This window comes from Georgenia halophila, assembly GCF_039541595.1.
On record NZ_BAABGN010000006.1, the window covers coordinates 1 to 17776 of the forward strand.

Here is a 17776-nt window from a genome sequence, read left to right on the forward strand (position 1 = left end):
ATCAGCCGGCGCAGCAATGATCGTGACCGTGCCAAGGGTCTGGAAGCCCTGCCCGCGATTACCCAACTCGTCGTCGAGCGGGTACAGAGCGACCTCCCACTCGCCAGCCGCCGATCCCTGCGGGATCCTCACCGTCCGCTCGTACGTCCCGTCCCTCGCGTCACCGGAGACCAGCCCCATCTCACCGAAACCGTGCGACTGCCCGCTCGGGTGGCTGACCGTAATGGTCGGCGCTGTCGCACCGGTCTCATCGGTGACACGCACACTCACCGTGAAGACCGCATCACCGTCATCGAGATTGAACTCCCGCTGACTTATCGACGACTCAACCAACACCGGCCCAGCCGTATCCGGGACGCCACTGTCGAGCAATCTCGTCCCAGAGCTTCCGCCGCTGGCTGTGGCGGCCGGTCCTGAGACCAGGGGTCCACTTGCCGCCACCATTGCAGCCACGGCGAAAGCCACTACTCGTCGCATTCTCAAAAGCTGGTCTCCTAGCCTAAAGGACACGGCAGCCCTCGTGGTGCCGCGCTGACCACCAAACTTAACGATCTGCGCCCACTTCCGGGGCGCTATTGGAGGACGCATTGACGCGTCAGCGAGGGAGGCCGAACCGGGCTGCGGCTTCCCCATTCATTGGCGCGGCGCCGTCTACCCGAAGTAACTCTCGCAGGCCTCGCCGTCGTTATCGGCGTCCAGCCGGTGGACGTCACCCAGCCCTTGCGCCATCCAGTAGTCGAACGTCGCCTGCGCCTCGGCCTTGGACCTGAAGTCTGGGCAGTCCAGGTCTGGAGACGACGGTCGCGGCGCAGGGCTCGGCGTCGGGCTAGGAGCTGGCGGAGGCCGCCGGACGCCGAGAGTGTCGGCACCGTCGCCGTTCCAGTCTCCCGCCAGCGTCGTGTCGGTCGCCCGCCCGTATGTCAGGACGCGATCCGCGTCTCCACCCGAGAAGTCATTTGCCACGTAATACGTGCTGGCCCGGCGGACAGCCAGGGTGTCGAGGCGGTCGCCGTCCCAATCTCCGACGAACACCGCGTCGGAGGAGCGACCGTACCCGACCGTCTGATCGGCACCACCGCCCGAGAGGCTGTTCTTGAAGTAGTAGGTGCTCCCGCGTCGAACGGCCAGCGTGTCAACGCCGTCACCGTCCCAGTCTCCGACAAGGACCACGTCGGAAGGTCGTCCATACGCGACCACCGCGTCGGCAGCTCCTCCGGAGAGGCTGTTCTTGAAGTGATAGATGTTGCCTCGCCGGACGACCGGTGTGTCGACACCATCGCCGTCCCAGTCGCCCATGAGAAGCGCGTCGTTGGAACGGCCATATGCGATTACCCGGTCAGCCTGGCCTCCAGTGGTTGAGTTACTGAGGTGGTACTGATTGCCGCGGCGCACGGCCAGGGTGTCGCGCCCGTCGCCGTTCCAGTTGCCGACATAGACCCGATCGTCCGTTCGACCATAGGTAAAGCGGACGTTCGCCTCACCGCTCCAGGCGTCGTTGAGGAAGTACTGGTTCCCCGAGCCGCCGATCTCGCCCCCCTTGGCCGTAGCAGACGCTCCCCACAGCGTGCTTCCGCCGACCACGATCACCGTTGCCAGCCCGACCCCGATCGAACGCCGAAACCTCAAAATTGACTCCTCGAATAAGGGAAGCTCGCCAAACCTGGCGGCGACCACGTCTCTTCAGGCAAACGTATCTTTCGGCGCTCAGGCACGAGGGCACATTGGCGACGCGATCCGCGGCGCCCGATCCAGCGCACTCGGCACAGCAGCGAGTCAGCCCTGCGAATCCTCTGCGGCTCGCCTGTCTCTGACGGCCTCGAGGCGGCGCCGTGCGTCAGCCGCGGCCACAACACCGAGGACAAGATCGGCGGCTGTGAGCAGCACACGCGACAGAAGGACGGTGACGACGACCGCGCCGGTACCAAGGTGTCCGCTGAGCACAAGGGCGAGGACCGCCTCGCGAACACCGACACCGGCCGGCACCACGATCACCAGGAAACCGACCGTCCACGCCAGGGCGTAGCCACCGACCGCCAGCGCGAACGACTCGACCGTGGCGTCCGCACCGAGGGCCGAGATAAGGAGCCACAACTGGATCCCTGCGAGCATCCAGGCGAGCAGGGCCCAGGCGGCCGCAGCGCCGACGCCGCCGATACTCAACGGCTTCTCAAGAGCCGGCCGACGAACGACTCGAAGAGCTGCCGCCAACAACCTGTTCAGCACAGGCGGCAGCAGCACGACCATGAACAGCGGAAGAGTCCAGCCGACCCAGCCATACTGGTCCGTGAGTTCTTGGGGCCCGAGGAGTAGAGCCGCGGACGCCAAGATCATCGCCATGACGATCGAGACCAGGATGGAGACCATAAGGACGGAGATCGACCGCCGCCGCGGGATGTGGAGGTCTGCGCCCATCTCGGCAACCGCCAGGAAGTTCCACACACCGCCTGGCAAATATTTGCCAAGCTGGGAGACGAAGAAGAGGCGGCCGGCCTGACGGATCGAGACCTTCGACCCCATGTCCTTGAGCACGGCGCGCCATGACAGCATGGTGACGAAGACGTAGGCGACGCCGACAACGAAGCTGAGGACGACAGTGCTCGGTGGGATGGACGTCAGTGCCGCCTGCACCTGATCCCACTGGCTGGCGACCGCCCAGACGGCGGCGGCCAATGCGCCAACGACAAATGCCCGGCGGAGCCAGGACGACCTCAGGATGCTGACCAGTCGAGCCATCATCTGAGGGCCTCGACCATCGGCACGGTCACCGCTCGTGCCGTGAACCGTTCCCCCGCGAGCTGCAGGCATGCACGTCGCACGTGGTCGAGGCGGTCGCGATTCTCCGCCAGGGTCGACAGAGCGGCGGCGAGCGCCTCGGGACTCCCCGGTTCGACCAGGACGGCCGCGTCACCGAGCGCGCGTCTCTGCGGCTCCGTGTCGCTGGTCACGACAGCACAGCCGGCGGCGGCGCCTTGGTAGACCTTGTTCGGCACGACCGCCAGCGCCTTGTCGGTGACCCCGAAGATTCCCAGACACACATCGTGGGAAGCGACGACCTCGGGGAGCTCCCCACCGTCGACCCAGTCGTGCCACGTCACACCGGCAACGCCGTCGACGAGGGCGTGGACCGCGTGGGAGTCCTGGCCGGAGCCGACGAGGGTCAACCGGATCTTGTTGCCCTGCTCATGGAGACGCCGGACGGCTTCCCCGACGACGGTCGTTCCTTGGAGCGGGGTGAAGAGCCCGAAGAAGACGACCGACAGGGTCTCCTCCGTCCGGCCTCGCCTTTGTGCGGCACGGTCACCCGCCGCGAACCAGCGATCGGTCGCACCGACGGGAACGACGACGGAGTCGGCTCGACGGTGGACCGGCACCAGCCGCTGGTGCTCCACGGTGTCCACGACCACCAGGTCGGCCGCTCGAAGCGCCGCGCGGTCGAGGGCTGTCAGGAGCCTGATGCGCACGCCGGACCTCACCCCGCGGTCCTTGGCCGTGCCGGCCGCGAAGATCAGATGGTCCAGGATGATCTGCGCGCGAGGGAAGAGGACGCGAGCGAGCAGTACGTCGAAGTGCCCGAGGTATCCGACCAGGACGTGGGTCGAGCGCTCCCCGCGGCGGATACGGGCCGACCTAGACGTCAGCGTCGCCCACCGGCGGAGGAGTCGTGCCACGAGCCACGGGACGAGCCAAGGTCTCTGGAGAACGTCGACCCTCTGCGCGGTGGAGAGACCGAGCGGGGCGTTGAGCTTTTCGACCGTGATCCCGTGGTCGCACAGTCCGTCGATGAGGACCTGGACCCGAGGATGCGCCTTGACGTCGTACGTTCCGAAGGCGAGCACCCTCACCGGTGCTGAACCGTCTCGCCGGTGTACGGACTGACGGTCTCCCCCGTAGCCGTCGTCGAGGGGCGCGCACCGGGAACGCCGTCAGCAGGGACCTCGAGCGTGATCTGCTCGGCCCGAGGGCCCTCGACCGGAACGGTTGCTCGGCGAGCCCGGCCGTCGCCGACCGTTCCGGCGGCGACATCCACGGGCGGGCGGTACTGCATCTCCTTGAGCCTCTCCAGGGATTCTTCGAGGAGGACCCGGTTGGTTCGAAGGAGGTCGGCGATGATCAGGAGGGCGAAGCACAGGAGCGCTCCGACGAGCATCGCGGTGCCGAGGATCAGCGACTGGATGTGTCCGTCGCCGCTTCCCATGAGCCAGAAGACGAAGAACCGGATGAATGGGATCAGGGCGGCGATCAGCATGACCGCGCCCAGGCCGCCGAGCATGATGTGCGGTTTGAACATCAAGTAGGACCGGGTGATGGCGGTCCCGGACTTGATCATGTGCTGCCAGATGTTCTTGAAGAGCCGCGACTCCCGGGTCCTCGGGTTGGTTCTGATCGGCAGGGAAACGATCCGGAGGCGCTTGTTGCCAGCCTGGATGATGGTCTCCATACAGTAGCTGAACTGCGTGACCACGTTGAGCCTGATCAGCGCGGCCTTCGAGTACGCCCGGAAGCCGCTCGCCGCGTCGGGCAGGTCGGTGCCCGCCGCGACGTTGACGACCTCCGACCCGATCTTCTGCATCGCCTTCTTGAACGGCGAGAAGTGCTCGATCGTCGCCGTCTGCCGGTCTGCGATCACGATGTCGGCCTGTCCCCGAATGATCGGCTGGACGAGGTCGGCGATCCGCTCCTGCGGGTACTGGTTGTCACCGTCCGTGTTGACCACGATGTCGGCACCGTGCGCGAGCGCGTAGTCCACGCCGTCGCGGAACGATCGGGCCAGGCCCATGTTCCGCGCGTGCCGGACGAAGTGCGTCACGCCGTGGGCCTTCGCGACCTCAATCGTCCGGTCGGAGGATCCGTCGTCGATGATGAGAATCTCGACGGAGTCGACCCCAGGGACCGTGCGCGGGATCGTCTCGAGGACCAGCGGTAGGGTCTCTTCCTCGTTGAGGCATGGAACCTGGACGAACAGCTTCATCTAGTCCTCGGGTACGTCATCGGCCTGGTCGGCGCGAGCAATTGGGCAAACTGGCGTGGTTTCGGGAATTCCACGGTACCTCACGCGGCGCGCGACGCACTGAGGGGCGTGCCACGGAAACTGCGGCCTACGTTCCCCGCCGGCGTAGTGCGGGCACGATCGCGGAGGCGACCAGGCCGAGCATCGTAAGACCTGCCAGCCACGGCAACGTGCCACCACCGACAGGCTCGTATCCGAGCTCGACGACGTGCTCACCCGCAGGGACGGGGATACCCATCATAGCGCTGTCGGCCATGACGAGAGGCACGTCCTGGCCGTCCACACGGGCGACCCAACCGTCTTGAAGGGCGTCCGCCACAACGAGGAGACCAGCTCCATCCGCGTCAACGACAACGCGTCGGTAATCCGCCCGGTCAGACTCGACGACAAGCCGGGCGGGTTCGCCGCCGAACTCCACCGTGGCGGCGTCTGCCGGCTCGAGCAATGCGGTGGAATCCGGGACGGCCCCCATCATCGCCGCGCACTCGGTCGTCTCCGTGCATGTCACGGCGCTGTCGGCCCATCGGAATCGCGGGAGCGCGGACGGTCGCTCGTAGATGACCGCGTCTCTCGTATGCACGATCCTCACCGGCTCCTCGGGCGCGACGAGCGCGCCGACCCATGGGCCACCGGACGAGCCAGGAACCGCTTGCACGGTCGCACCTTCGAGGCGAACCCTTACGGTCACCGGACCGGTCATCGGCAGATCCACGGACGTCACGGGGACGAAGACGCGCCCTTGGTCGCTGGAACGCAAACGGCGCTCGCTGTCCGCAAGGAGGTGTCCTTCGTCGTCGAGGGTCTCGACCACGATCCGCGCGTCCTCTGGGGTCTCGCCCCGTCCAACGAGGTCGAGCACCACGCCGCGCAGACCGGATGGATCCTGAAGCACCCGCTCGACCGGCGTCTCACCCAGCTCGACAGCTCCTGGCACTTGCTCACCGCCGCCGACGATCTCGCCTGGCGGTGCGAGGTTGGTGTCCGCAACGGCATATCTCACCGAGAGGCGGTCGAGCACCGGCGAATCGAGCGCCTCAAGATCGCTGAGCGAGTGTGCTGTCGGGGAGACGAACATGTTCGGGTCCGCCGCTCGGAGCAGCGCGCCCCACTCCTCCGTCACGAAGGTGTGACCGTCGAGGCTACGCATTTCGTCGACCCGTCCCGCCCCACGCCAGAACGCGTTTTGAGCACCCACCATGCGCTCGTGGCCGAGGTGTCTTTGCAGGTACGTGGTGACGCTGGTGTCGCGGTAGAGGGTCTCGGGCTCGGTCCGAGGCCAGAAGGCAGCGGTGAAGGATATTGCCTCGGCGAGGACCACGACCGGTACGACAACCGCTGCCAGCAAGCCCCGGCGTTCGCGAAGAAGCATCGTCAGACCCCACACGCCAGCGGTCGCGCAGACCGCGACGATGCCGAGAATGATGGAGCCCTTGATCGATACCCAATGGTCGACGGACGGTGATGCTGCCCGGATCTGCAGAACGATCACTGCCCCGAGGACCGGGCCGGCGACGAGGCCCGACCAGGCGAGAACACTACGACGCGACGTGGCCGACCGCCGGATGGCGTCGAACCCGATCCCGGCAAGCATCGCGAACATGAGAGCCCCGATGCCGCGAACCCGATGCAGGCTGTTGTCGCCCATCAGCGGCAGCAGCTGGACCACGTAGTTGACGGCGCCGCCGGCGAACGAGATCCACAGTGCGAGAGCACCGGTGCCAAGCAGGAACCAACGCAGGCCTCGCATCCCCTGGTCGATGAGCGGAAGCGTGACCGCGGCGAGGCAGAGAACAACGGCGCCAGCCCCGATGAAGGTGATGCCCTCGATGGGCAACGTGCTGCTCCAAAAACCCAGGGCGTTGTCACAGGTACCCAGCGCGAGGGGGAACATCGTCGTGACCAGCTGGGCGTCGTCGATGACGACCTTCCACTGCTCGGAGCGGTACGACAGATCGGTCCCCATGAGCCCTTGCACCCAGGGCACGATCTGGAAGGCGACGAGCCCGACGGCGCAGGCACCGCCGGTCACGGTCAGCCAGACCGGGCGCAGCTGCCCCCGCCCTCCCGACTCCCCGGCCGACCGCCTGGTCAGCAGCAGCCGAAGGACGCCATAGGCGGCCGCGACGTAGACCGCATGCACAGCGATCGCCGGAAAGCCGCCGAGCGCGAGAAGCGCAAGGACGAACGGGAACGGCAAGGCGGAGCGCCACGTCCGATCCTGCAAGATCCGCTCCAGGCACCAGAAGATCAGCGGGAAGACCGCCGCGGTGCGGGTCTGCGGCCAGTTGGTCCACATGACCATGAATCCCGAGGACACGAAGATCAGCCCGGCGACAGCCCCGGCGCCGGCCGACAAGCCGACCCGGCGAGCCCACAGCATCGTGCCACCGACGGCTAGCGCGACCTCGAGCACCTTGATCCAGGCAGTCATCGTCACGGTGGGGAACGCCATCGCCAGCATGGCGATCGGTGACGTCGTTCCCGATGCGGGGGTCGCGGAGAGCGCGGATCCGGCGCTGGCTCGGGCCTCCCACAACGGTGCCAGGTCGCCGGCGGCGTACCGCTCGTCAGCCACCATGAGCGACGGTATGACCGAGTCGATCGTGTCGCTCACACACCGGTTGACGACGCCGTCAACCATGGTCGTCTCTACCCAAGGAGCCCTTGTCTCGATGAGGTCGCCGGCACCGAAGAACGTTCGCCCCAACAGCGAGGATCCGACGGTGACGCACAGGAAGACCACGACTGCGGCCAACGGGAGGAGCACCTGCCACCGGACACGGATCCGGCGCCTCCGATCGTTCACGGGCTAACGCCCGCCCAGGCCGACGACGCGCTTCACGCGTCCGCTCGCCCGGGTAACCACCTCACGCATACCACCAGCACGGAAGTACTCGCGGAGCAGCTGCAGGTCGCTGAGATGCGGCGCCTCCTGGTGCGGGGGTGTGAAGGACGGGTCGAGAGGCCGGTAGGGCGTCGAGCCGAAGACGAGGTCCGGCGCTCTGCGGGGAGCGTCACAGAACTCCATCAGGGGTGCGAGGACCTTGGACCACCGGTACTCTTCCGCGAACTCCGCGATGTTGGCCCGCGCGTGCCCGCGTGCTTCATCGTCATACAGCATCTGCTCGAGCGCCCTCTCCAACGCCTCCACGTCCTCGGCGGGGACGACCTCGCCGAGCCCGTGGCTTCCGATCAGTCCCGCGAACGTGTCCCCGTCTGTGGCGACGATCGGTAGCCCGGCCCAGAGGTAGTCGAGGATGCGGGTGCGGAAACTGAACGCGGTCTCCACATGGTTGAAGTGCGTGGACACGCCGAGGTCGGCGTCCAAGAGGTAGTCGGCTCGCTCCTCGTACGGGACCCATCCCTCGTTGAAGAAGACGTGACGTCCCGTCAGTCCGAGACGATCGGCAAGCTGCTTGCCCTCCCAGGCGACCCGCATGTCGGGAACACCCGGGTTCGGGTGCTTGAGTCCCATGAAGAACAGGCGTACCTCGGGATGGCGATCCTTCAGTCGGTCCACCGCGTGGATGAGCGTCAGCGGGTCGAACCAGTTGTAGATCCCGCCGCCCCACAGGATCACCTTGCTGTTGCCATCGATCCCTTCAACGACGTCGCGGATCGCGGAACGGCGTTGCACGGGCGGATCGTCGGGGATGCCGAACGGGACCACATCGATGAGCGTCGAGAGGCTCTCGTCCTCGTCGTAGACGGGGGCGTTGATCCGCCCCTGCCCGGCGAGCTGCCCCAACCAGAAGTCGCGCTGCTTCTCGGACGCACAGAGGAGGAAATCGGCCCTGGAGAGCTGCTCGTTGAGGATCCGGGTGGTCTCGCGGATAGACGCCGCCCGTCCGTTCGGCCCCAGGTCCTTGGCCTGCTCGAGCTGCTCGAGATGAATGGGGTCGTAGATGTCCGCCACGAGGATCTTGTTGCTCGTCTTCAGCCACGGGGCACCCTCCAGCAGGAAGCCTTGGAAGACGATGACGTCAGCCCACCGGGTGTGTGGCCACAAGTCGTACCCGGTGGCGTGGCCGACGTTGAAGCGCTCGCTGGAGACCTCGCAGCCTGCGGTGGAGACCAAGGTGACGTCATGGCGGTCGGACAGGACGTTCGCGATCTCCCAGGCACGGATCGCTGGACCTGCCATGCGCTTGAAGAGCGGCTCTCCCGTGACGACGAGGACCCGTTGCCGCCCCTGGAAGTGTTCCGCGATGCCGAAGGCGGACACGAGAACCTCGTGCGCCTCGAGATAGCTCTCGACCGCGAAGGCGGGCTCGATCGCCTGTCGGAAGAGCGGGAAGAGCTGACGGTCGCTGCGGCGGCGGTTCGACTGGATCGCCTCCCGCGACGGCATGAGCGTCGTGAGCTGCTCGGTGAGGTAGTCGATCGCGTACGGTCCGGCCAGCGAGGCTTTCGGTACGGACACCGTGTCCTCGGCGTCGCCGCCGGGTGCACGCTGCAGGTCCAGGATGGAGGTGTCCACGCCTGCACGAGCGACGGACCTCCGCACGGCCAGGGCCATGGCGGCCGGAAGGGCACGTGCCAGCGACTCGTCGTCGAGGTTCTTGTACAGAGCGAGGAGCGCGTTGCGCTCTAGCAGGTACTGCTCACGGAAGTCACCGAACTTCTTCATCGTCACGTGGTGACGGTGGAACGCGAGCGAGGTAGGGACGTAACGGAACCGGTATGCCAGGAGGTTGAGTCGCCAGCCGAGGTCGACGTCCTCGTAGAACATGAAGAACCGCTCGTCGAAACCGCCGACGGCGCGGAAGACGTCGGCGCGCACGAACATCGCGGCGCCCGTGCCGAAGAGGACGTCCTTGGGCTTGTCGTACTCGGGCGAGTCCGGCCGTTCCGCCTCGCGCTTGTACCCCATCCCGTACCAGGTCAGCGATCCATCGACGTAGTCGACCCGCTGGCCCTCCCAGTCGAGCACCTTCGAGGCGACGGCGGCGATCTGGCGGTCGGAGGCAAACGCCTCCACCGCGGCGGAGACCCACCGAGCGTCCGGACGGGCGTCGTTGTTGAGGAACCCGATGAACTCACCGGTGGCATGTGCGACGCCGAGGTTGCACCCGCCGGCGAAGCCGGTGTTGGCGCCGGCGTCGATCACGTGCGCCTGAGGGACAGCGTGGCGGATCCTGTCCGCACCGCCGTCACCCGAGTCGTTGTCGACGACGATCAGCTCGAGCCGGTCCGCGGGCCAGTCCACCTCCAGCAGGTGCCGCAGGCACGTGATCGTGTCGGCGTCACCTCGGTAGTTGACCAGGATGACGGAGACGACACCCGGCCGGGTCCCCGCGTCGGTCTGCGCTGTCATGCTTGCCTCTGCCTCGTTTCCCGGGCTCCTAGCGTCCGATAGTGCGGGCCACCAGCCCGCGCGCACGGCGTACGACGCCCCCGAGCCCGTCTGCGCGGTACGTCCTCCGGGCAGCAACAATAAGGTGCCCGAGGCGGGTTTCCGTCAACCGCGCCCGTGACGTCGACCCGGAAGGCGCCGCGTAGGGCTCGACCCAGGCGTCGGCTCCCGACCACGGCTCGTCGTCGACAACCGGGTCGGCGCCCGCCGGACGCCCGCCGCGGCGACTGACCTCGCGGGCGTCGCGAAGGATCTCGAGGTATCGCGCGCCCTGGACGAACGGGGAGAGCTCGAGCATCGCCGAGCGTCGAGCACGTGCGCCCAGTAGGCGTCGCTGGCCCTCGTCCGCGAGGAGGTGATCGAGCGCCGCCACCCACTCCTCGACGTCACCGGCCAGCATGCCGGTTCGGCCGTTCTCGATCGCCTCGCGGAACGGTCGAGTTGGCGTCGCGACGGTGGGGGTCTCGACCAGGGCCGCCTCCAACCACTTGATCGCCGACTTGGCGTCGTTGAAGTCGCCCTGGTCTGCGAGCGGTGCGAGGCACACGTCGACGTCACGCAGCAGCGCCGGCAACCGGTGCCAAGGCTGCATGGGCAGCCGGCGTAGTCGGTCGGCGCGGGCTGCCAGGGCTGGGGTGGGACGGACGTGGCCGCCGAGCACGAGCTCGGCGCCGTGCCGCTCCAGCACGTCCAGGACCGCGGGCTCGATCGCCGCCCAGTCGGCGTCGTGGGTCGTCGTGCCACTGAAGTAGCCGATCCGGAGGCGACCCGGCCGCCGAGGCCGGACCGTCTCGGCGTCGCTCACGCGAGCCAGCTCGATCCCGACGCCGTTGCTGAAGCGTCGGGACGGAAGGCCGGTGAGCGCGGTCGCCCGTTCGCAGAGCATGTCCGTGCTACCGACGTAGAGGTCGGCATGCTCGAGGGTGGTGCGGTAGCGGGCGACGCCGTGCCACCACAGGTTCTCCTCCTCCGCGTCCAGACCGTCGAGGCCACGGAGCGTGCCCCGGAGCGACGGGTCGAAGATGAGGTCGTCGACGTCGAACAGGATCGGTGTGCCGCGTTCGCGGGCCTTACGGAGCAGACCGAGGATCTGCCACGTCGCCGGGACGCGGTACAGGACGACGGCGTCTGCGCTGGCCGCCAGGTCGCACACAGCAGGGTCGCGGTAGTGGCGCACGTCGGCATGGACGCCATGCAGGGCGATCGCCTCGGCAGGCAGGTGGGCCCGATAACGCAGCGGCGCCCCCTGGATCCCGACGACAAAGAGCACACGTCGTGGCGTCCAAGGTCGCGGGCCGTCGTCGTCACTGCGTTGCCCGAGCTCGGTGTACGTGCGCTCCAGGCCGGCGACCTGGTCGTCGACCGATCGGACCTGCACCTCGGTCGCCGCCCGTTGCATCGCCTCGAGACCAGCAGGATCGGCGAGCAGTCGTCGGACCGCCTGCCCCAGCGCAATCGGATCACCGGTGGGCACGACGAGACCGTTCCGACCGTCCTCGACGACGGCCTCTGGGCCGATGCAGTCCGTGGTGACCACGGCGAGGCCGGCACGCATCGCCTCTCTCGTCAGGATCGAGTGCGACTCCCGCATGATCGACGGCAGCAGCAGCACATCGTGACCGGCGAGGATCTCGGCCAGCGCGTCTGGCGAGTACGGCGGGCGGGCCCGCACCTGCGCCGGCAGGCCGGCGACCTTGGCCACCGGCACGCCGTAGAGGTCGGCACACCATCCCCCCACGTCCGCGAGGCCGCGGAGCGCCTGACACAGCACGTCGACGCCCTTCATCGGGTCGGGCCCGCCGGCGTACAGCAGGCGCAGGACGCCGTCACCCTGGTCCCGGGAGACGGAGACGACGTCGACCCCGTTCTCGTCCACCCGTACCCGCTCGCGGTCGACGCCGTTAGCGACGGCGACCGCGGCGGCAAGCGGCGACGGCGCGAGCACGAGATCCGCGGCGGCCAGGTCGCCGGCGAGCTGCTCCTCACGTCCCACCGTCGTGCGCCCCGCGGTCGGCCGGCGTGACGAGCACCGGGTCACGACTGGTATCGGCCGCATGTCGTCGTCGACGAGGAACTGGCGGGCGTCGAACCACCAGAAGTCGTGCATCGTCACGACGACGGCAGCCCTGCACTCCTTCGCCACGCGCACCAGGGGTCCACCGAGGGTCTGCAGGCTGTGGAGGTGCACGACGTCTGGCCGCACGTCGGCGAGCCATCGCGCGAAGTCGGCGGTGACGACAGGGTTGTCGTAGTTGTGACGGTCGGTCCAGGCCGTCCACGGAGTCGTGGATATCCACCGCACACGGACGCCGTCCTGCTGCTCGTCCCAGGTGGATCCAGGCGTTCGGGAGGGGTCGAGATGGCCGGCGTAGACGTGCGCGTCGTGACCTCGCTCGGCCAAGCCCTGAGCGAGCCGCTGCGGGACGAGTGTGCCGCCGCTGACGAAGTTGGGAGGGAAGTGCGCCGAGACCTGGACGATCCGCATCCGAGCCATGGTACGGATCCGGTGGCCCGAGCGGGTCAGCGGCTCGTCAGCTGACGGGCACGCCAGGCGACTCGCCTGCCGAGCTGACGAGGCCCACCCTCTCGCCAGTGCCTGACTGCCCCCGTCGCGACCGCTCGGACCGCGTCCGCGGCGCCGCGCAGGCCGGTGACCGGGGTGCCGTAGTCGGCGCCGGCGTCGGAGGCACGCCGAGGGCTCTCGCAGAACTCGACGAGGGGTGCCAGTGCCCGGTCCCAGGTGTACCTCTGGGCGACTGCGCGAGAGCGAGCCGCGGCGGCCTCGCGGCGGTCGCGGTCGAGGATGAGGTCGCACAACGCCCGGGCGAGCGCCTCCACGTCCTGGGCGGGCACCGCGACGCCGAGCCCCTCTGCCTGGACGAGGTCACCGAACGTGTCTCCGTCGGTGCACACGATCGGCAGCCCGGCCCAGAGGTAGTCGAGGATCCGGGTCCGGAAGCTGTACTGCGTCTCCACCTGCGGCAGGTGACAGCTGACGCCGACGTCGGCCGCGTCGAGGTAGTCCGCCCGGGTCTCGTACGGCACCCAGTCCGTGTTGAAGAACACGTGCGTACCGATCAGCCCGAGCGAACCGGCGAGCTCGCGGCACGCGTTCGCCATCGCCATCTCCGGCACGTCGGGGTTGGGATGGCGCATCCCGAGGAAGTACAGCCGCACGTTCGGCACCCGCTCGCGCACGCGGTCGACGGCGCGGACCAGCGTGAGCGGGTCGAACCAGTTGTAGACCCCACCACCCCACAGGACGACGGGATCGCCAGGTTCGATACCGGGCACCCGGCCACGGAACGGGTCCGGTCCGGGCTCCGGCGGCGCCGCGCCGAGCCCGAACGGGACGATCTTCACGAGATCCCGCATGGTGGCGTCTGCCTCGTAGGTCTCCGGATTGAGGCGCCCCACGGCGGCGAGATGCCCCAGCCAGAAGTCTCGTTGCTTCTCCGAGGCGCAGAGGAACACGTCACCTCGGCGAACCTGTTCGTTCAGTTCCGTCAGAGCGGTCCGTAGGGCCAGACGTCGCGCTCCGGGCGTCTCGTGGCGGGCCACCTCGAGCGACTCCAGGTGGAAGGGGTCGTACAGATCGACGACGACGACCTTGTCGCTGCGGCGCAGCCACGGGAAGGCGGCCATGACGTATCCCTGTAGCACGATGACGTCCGCCACCTCGACGGCGTCACGAAACTGTGCGGGACGAATTGCACGTGTGGCGAACCCCTCACCGTCACGTGAGCAGCCGCCGAACGTGGCGAGGAGCACGTCACATGTGCGGGACAAGGCGCGTGCCATCTCCCAGGCTCGGATAGCCGGTCCCGCCATCCGCTCGCCCACCGTGTCGAGCGTGACGACCAGCACACGCGTACGAGAGGGTGGACGGTCGGCGGCGCCTGAGCGATGTACGTTGGCGACCACCGCACCAGAATAGGAGCCGGTCAACCCTGCCGGCACGACGGAGAAGAGATCACCTGTGAACGACTCGCGGGTCGACGTAGGAGCGCTGTACGACTCCATCAGCCCGAACACGGGCGACAGCGCGATCGGGATCGCCGTGAGCCAGGAGCTCGCGCGGCACGGGATCGCGCCGACGCGCGTGGTCGCGCCGTTCGACGACGACCCCGGCGAGCCGGGCCTGTGCATCGTCGGGGGAGGCGAGCTGATCCGCCCGTCCGGCGACCCGTACTACGACCGCTTCCGACCGCGCGGTCCGCACGTGCTCAACTCCGTCGGCGTGTGGGACACCGCCGACGACTTGGACCACCTTCGCGACTACCGCCTGGTCAGCGCACGCTCGAGCCGTGAGGTCGACATCCTGCGGGCCTCCGTCCCCGAGGCCGAACTGGTGCCCTGTACGACCACGACGCTCGTCAGCGAGCCCTACCGCATCCCCGGCCTGCCCGACGACGGCGAACCGGTCGTCGGCATCCACGTCGTCCCGCACACGATGGAGCAGGTCCCGGAGATCGTGGAGGCGGTCAACGCCATCGAGCACCGGAAGGTGTTCATCCCGTTCACGCACTACAACCACGACGACTCGTTCATGGCCGCGCTCCCGTTCGACCGCAGCAACGCGATCGACCTGCCGAGACTCACGCCCCCGGAACTGCACAGCGTGATCGGCCAGATGACGTACGTCCTCGTGTCATCGCTCCACGCGACGATCTTCGCCTTCGCACAGGGCGTGCCGTTCGCCACGGTCGACCAACTCAAGGTCGTGAACTACCTGCGTGACCGCGACCTGGCGGACATGGTGTTCTCGGACACACACTCCCTCACCGAGGTGCTCCACAGGGTCCAGGAGGACCCCCCCGACATGGCGGCCGCCGTCGCGCGCGACAAGGAGGCGGTCCACACATGGTTCGGCCGCGTCGCGAGCCTGGTCTCACCGCCCGCGGACCGCGCGCCAGTCGAGCCCGAGATCGTCCAACCGGGACGTGCCCCGTCCGTGGAGACGCTAGACCTCATCGCACGGCAGCGGGAGCAGGTCATCCTGGGCCGCGACGGCGTGCTCGCCAGCGCCAGCCGTCGGTCCAGCCGGCTCTTCGCCAAGACCGCCGAGCTCGATGAGATGATCGAAAGTGGGCGCCGCGCCGTGGCAGCCGAGCGGTCTCGCAGCGACGCGATGGAGCGAGACCTCGCCGAGACCCGGGACGAGCTCGCCAGAATCCGTGACCAGCTTGCGAGGACCTTCGACGCCCGCCTGAGGTCTCGAGCCGCCGGGCTCCGAGGGCGCGCTCGTACGGACCGGGGAGGTCGCGGATGAGCGAGGAAGCACAGGCACGGGCCGCTCGGCTGTCGGAAACACCGATGCGGCTGGCCGTGCCGGCGACGAGCTTCACCCGCGGAGCGACGCAGTCGTTGAAGGACATCTGGGCCCGGCGAGAGCTCCTCGGCATGCTGGTGCGCCGAGAGCTTCGTGCCAGGTACAAGGACTCCTCGCTCGGGTTCATCTGGTCACTGATCCGGCCGCTGGTCCAGCTGGCGATCTACTACGTCGCCATCGGCCAGTTCCTCGGTGCCTGGCGGTTGATCCCCGACTTCGCGATCTACGTCTTCACCGGGCTCACCGTGTGGCAGCTCTTCCTGGAGATCGTCTCGAGCGGGACCGGCTCAATCATCGCCAACGGCGGGATCATCAAGAAAACCTACCTGCCCCGAGAGATCTTCCCGCTCGCCTCGGTGGGTTCGGCGCTGGTCAACTTCGCTGTCCAGTTCACCATCCTCATCGTCGCGGCCCTGGTCATCCGTGGACTGATCGTCGACCGGCGACTGCTCTTCATCCCGCTGTCCGTCCTGGTGATCATCGTGTGGGGTACGGCCCTGGCACTACTGCTGTCGGCGGTCAACGTGTACCTCCGCGACGTGCAGTACCTGGTCGAGGTGGCGCTCATGGTTGGCTTCTGGGCCTCCCCGATCGTGTACTCGTGGGAGATGGTCTCCGGTGAGATCAGCAGTGCTCTGGAGAACCTCTACCTGCTCAATCCCGTGACGCTGGCCGTTCTCGGGCTGCAACGCGGCGTCTGGACGGCAGGCGCCGACGCGCCTTTGCCGAGCAACCTGGATTTGCGGCTGGCGGCGGCCCTCGGCGCCGGCCTGGTCGCCGTGGCACTGGCCCAACGGGCCTTCGCCATCATGCAACGCAACTTCGCGCAGGAGCTCTGAGTGGACACCACGGTCGTCTCGGTCGAGAACGTCTGGAAGCGCTTCGTCATCCGCAAGGACAAGTCGCTGAAAGAGCGGGTCGTCAACGCGCGGCGCTCGCACGCGCACAAGGAGGAGTTCTGGGCGTTGGGGGACGTCTCGCTCGCCATCGACTCAGGGATCAGCGTGGGCCTCGTCGGTGCGAACGGCTCCGGTAAGAGCACCCTGCTCAAGGCGATCGGCGGCATCGTCCAGCCGACCAGCGGCCAGGTGAGGGTCCGTGGCCGTGTCGCGGCGCTTCTCGAGCTCGGTGCGGGGTTCCACCCGGACCTGACCGGCCGGGAGAACGTCTACCTCAACGCGTCGATCCTGGGCCTGACGCAGGCTGAGACGGATCGCCATTTCGACGAGATCGTGACCTTTTCGGGCATCGAGAAGTTCATCGACACGCAGGTAAAGTTCTACTCCTCCGGCATGTACGTGCGCCTCGCGTTCGGCATCGCCGTGCATGTCGACCCCGACATTCTTCTCGTCGACGAGGTGCTCGCGGTGGGCGACGAGCCGTTCCAGCGCAAGTGCATGGAGAAGATCCGGCAGTTCCAGCACGAGGGTCGGACCATCGTGCTCGTCAGCCACTCCGCGGAGCAGGTGAGCGAGGTGTGCCAGCGAGCCGTCGTCCTCGAGCACGGTCGCCTAGTTGCGGACGGCACGCCGCAGGAGGCATTCCGGCGGCTGCGCCAGGACTACGAGGTCCGCATCCAGGAGGACATCCAAGAGCAGGAGGCGAGCGAGGCGTCGCACGTGGCGACGACCATGGCTCCTGCCCGTCGGGGCCGCATCACGGAGGTGCGGCTCTCGCACGACAGTGACGGCCGGATCATGCGGCCAGGCGAGGACCTACGCATCGAGGGGATGCTGGAGCTCACCGACCCGCTGGAGGACTGGGCCCTCGCCGCGAGCATCGAGACGCCGTTGAGTCAGCTCGTCTTCGGCACGGACACACGCCTCCTCGGCCAGCACCTGCCGCCAGTGAGCGGCACCGTACCGTTCGCGATCACGCTCCCGCGGCTGGAGATCGCCGCCGGTGACTACGCCGTGAACGTCGCGGTTCGCGACTCGAGCGGCAGGGACGTCGACCGTGCGGCCCGGGTGGCCCGGTTCAGCGTCGAGACGCGGGGCCACACGGTGGGTTACATCCACACCGCCCCAGAGATCACAGTGCGCTCCTGACGGTTCCCCGCCTTCGCCCTAGCACCTGATCG

Annotated in this window: 12 protein-coding genes; 3 read left to right on the plus strand and 9 right to left on the minus strand. The window is 67.8% G+C overall.

Going from position 1 to position 17776, the window contains the following annotated elements:
* The 9 genes from ABD907_RS07235 to ABD907_RS07275 form a co-directional block, all read right to left on the minus strand.
* Positions 1-336, minus strand: a 336-nt coding sequence (locus ABD907_RS07235; RefSeq protein WP_345215572.1) for a hypothetical protein, incomplete at its 3' end; no start/stop codon positions are given.
* Between the two features lie 315 nt (positions 337-651).
* Entirely contained in the window at positions 652-1674 is a 1023-nt protein-coding gene (locus tag ABD907_RS07240; RefSeq protein WP_345215573.1) for an excalibur calcium-binding domain-containing protein, read from the minus strand.
* 99 nt (positions 1675-1773) lie between these two features.
* Positions 1774-2670 (minus strand): lysylphosphatidylglycerol synthase domain-containing protein, encoded by an 897-nt coding sequence (locus tag ABD907_RS07245; protein WP_345215574.1) that lies wholly within the window; start codon positions 2668-2670, stop codon positions 1774-1776.
* A 62-nt stretch (positions 2671-2732) separates the two neighbouring features.
* Positions 2733-3842 carry a glycosyltransferase gene (locus ABD907_RS07250; RefSeq protein ID WP_345215575.1) on the minus strand — a complete coding sequence of 370 codons (1110 nt, stop codon included), beginning with the start codon at positions 3840-3842 and terminating at the stop codon, positions 2733-2735.
* A complete protein-coding gene (locus ABD907_RS07255; RefSeq protein WP_345215576.1) occupies positions 3839-4969 on the minus strand; it encodes a glycosyltransferase in 1131 nt (376 codons plus the stop codon). The genes ABD907_RS07250 and ABD907_RS07255 overlap by 4 nt, the downstream gene beginning before the upstream one ends.
* A gap of 127 nt (positions 4970-5096) precedes the next feature.
* Positions 5097-7814, minus strand: a complete 2718-nt coding sequence (locus ABD907_RS07260; protein ID WP_345215577.1) for a hypothetical protein — start codon at positions 7812-7814, stop codon at positions 5097-5099.
* A gap of 3 nt (positions 7815-7817) precedes the next feature.
* Positions 7818-10325, minus strand: a complete 2508-nt coding sequence (locus tag ABD907_RS07265) for a glycosyltransferase (RefSeq protein ID WP_345215578.1) — start codon at positions 10323-10325, stop codon at positions 7818-7820.
* Between the two features lie 28 nt (positions 10326-10353).
* A complete protein-coding gene (locus ABD907_RS07270; RefSeq protein WP_345215579.1) occupies positions 10354-12849 on the minus strand; it encodes a glycosyltransferase in 2496 nt (831 codons plus the stop codon).
* 35 nt (positions 12850-12884) lie between these two features.
* A complete protein-coding gene (locus ABD907_RS07275) occupies positions 12885-14231 on the minus strand; it encodes a glycosyltransferase family 4 protein (protein ID WP_345215580.1) in 1347 nt (448 codons plus the stop codon).
* Positions 14232-14343: 112 nt separating this feature from the next.
* Between ABD907_RS07275 and ABD907_RS07280 the strand changes: the two genes are divergently transcribed.
* From ABD907_RS07280 to ABD907_RS07290, 3 genes are read left to right on the plus strand one after another with little or no spacing between them, the layout of a single operon-like run.
* Positions 14344-15636 (plus strand): polysaccharide pyruvyl transferase family protein, encoded by a 1293-nt coding sequence (locus ABD907_RS07280; protein WP_345215581.1) that lies wholly within the window; start codon positions 14344-14346, stop codon positions 15634-15636.
* Positions 15633-16535, plus strand: a complete 903-nt coding sequence (locus ABD907_RS07285) for an ABC transporter permease (protein WP_345215582.1) — start codon at positions 15633-15635, stop codon at positions 16533-16535. The genes ABD907_RS07280 and ABD907_RS07285 overlap by 4 nt, the downstream gene beginning before the upstream one ends.
* Positions 16536-17744: an ABC transporter ATP-binding protein gene (locus ABD907_RS07290; protein WP_345215583.1), complete on the plus strand. Its 1209-nt coding sequence runs from the start codon at positions 16536-16538 to the stop codon at positions 17742-17744.
* The last annotated feature ends 32 nt before the right edge of the window (positions 17745-17776 follow it).

What these genes read in the sequence shown, in the direction of transcription:
- ABD907_RS07265 (WP_345215578.1), bottom strand. Translation starts at nt 10,325, where the DNA reads ATGACAGCGCAGACCGACGCGGGGACCCGGCCGGGTGTCGTCTCCGTC.
- ABD907_RS07285 (WP_345215582.1), top strand. Translation starts at nt 15,633, where the DNA reads ATGAGCGAGGAAGCACAGGCACGGGCCGCTCGGCTGTCGGAAACACCG.
- ABD907_RS07270 (WP_345215579.1), bottom strand. Translation starts at nt 12,849, where the DNA reads ATGCGGATCGTCCAGGTCTCGGCGCACTTCCCTCCCAACTTCGTCAGC.
- ABD907_RS07255 (WP_345215576.1), bottom strand. Translation starts at nt 4,969, where the DNA reads ATGAAGCTGTTCGTCCAGGTTCCATGCCTCAACGAGGAAGAGACCCTA.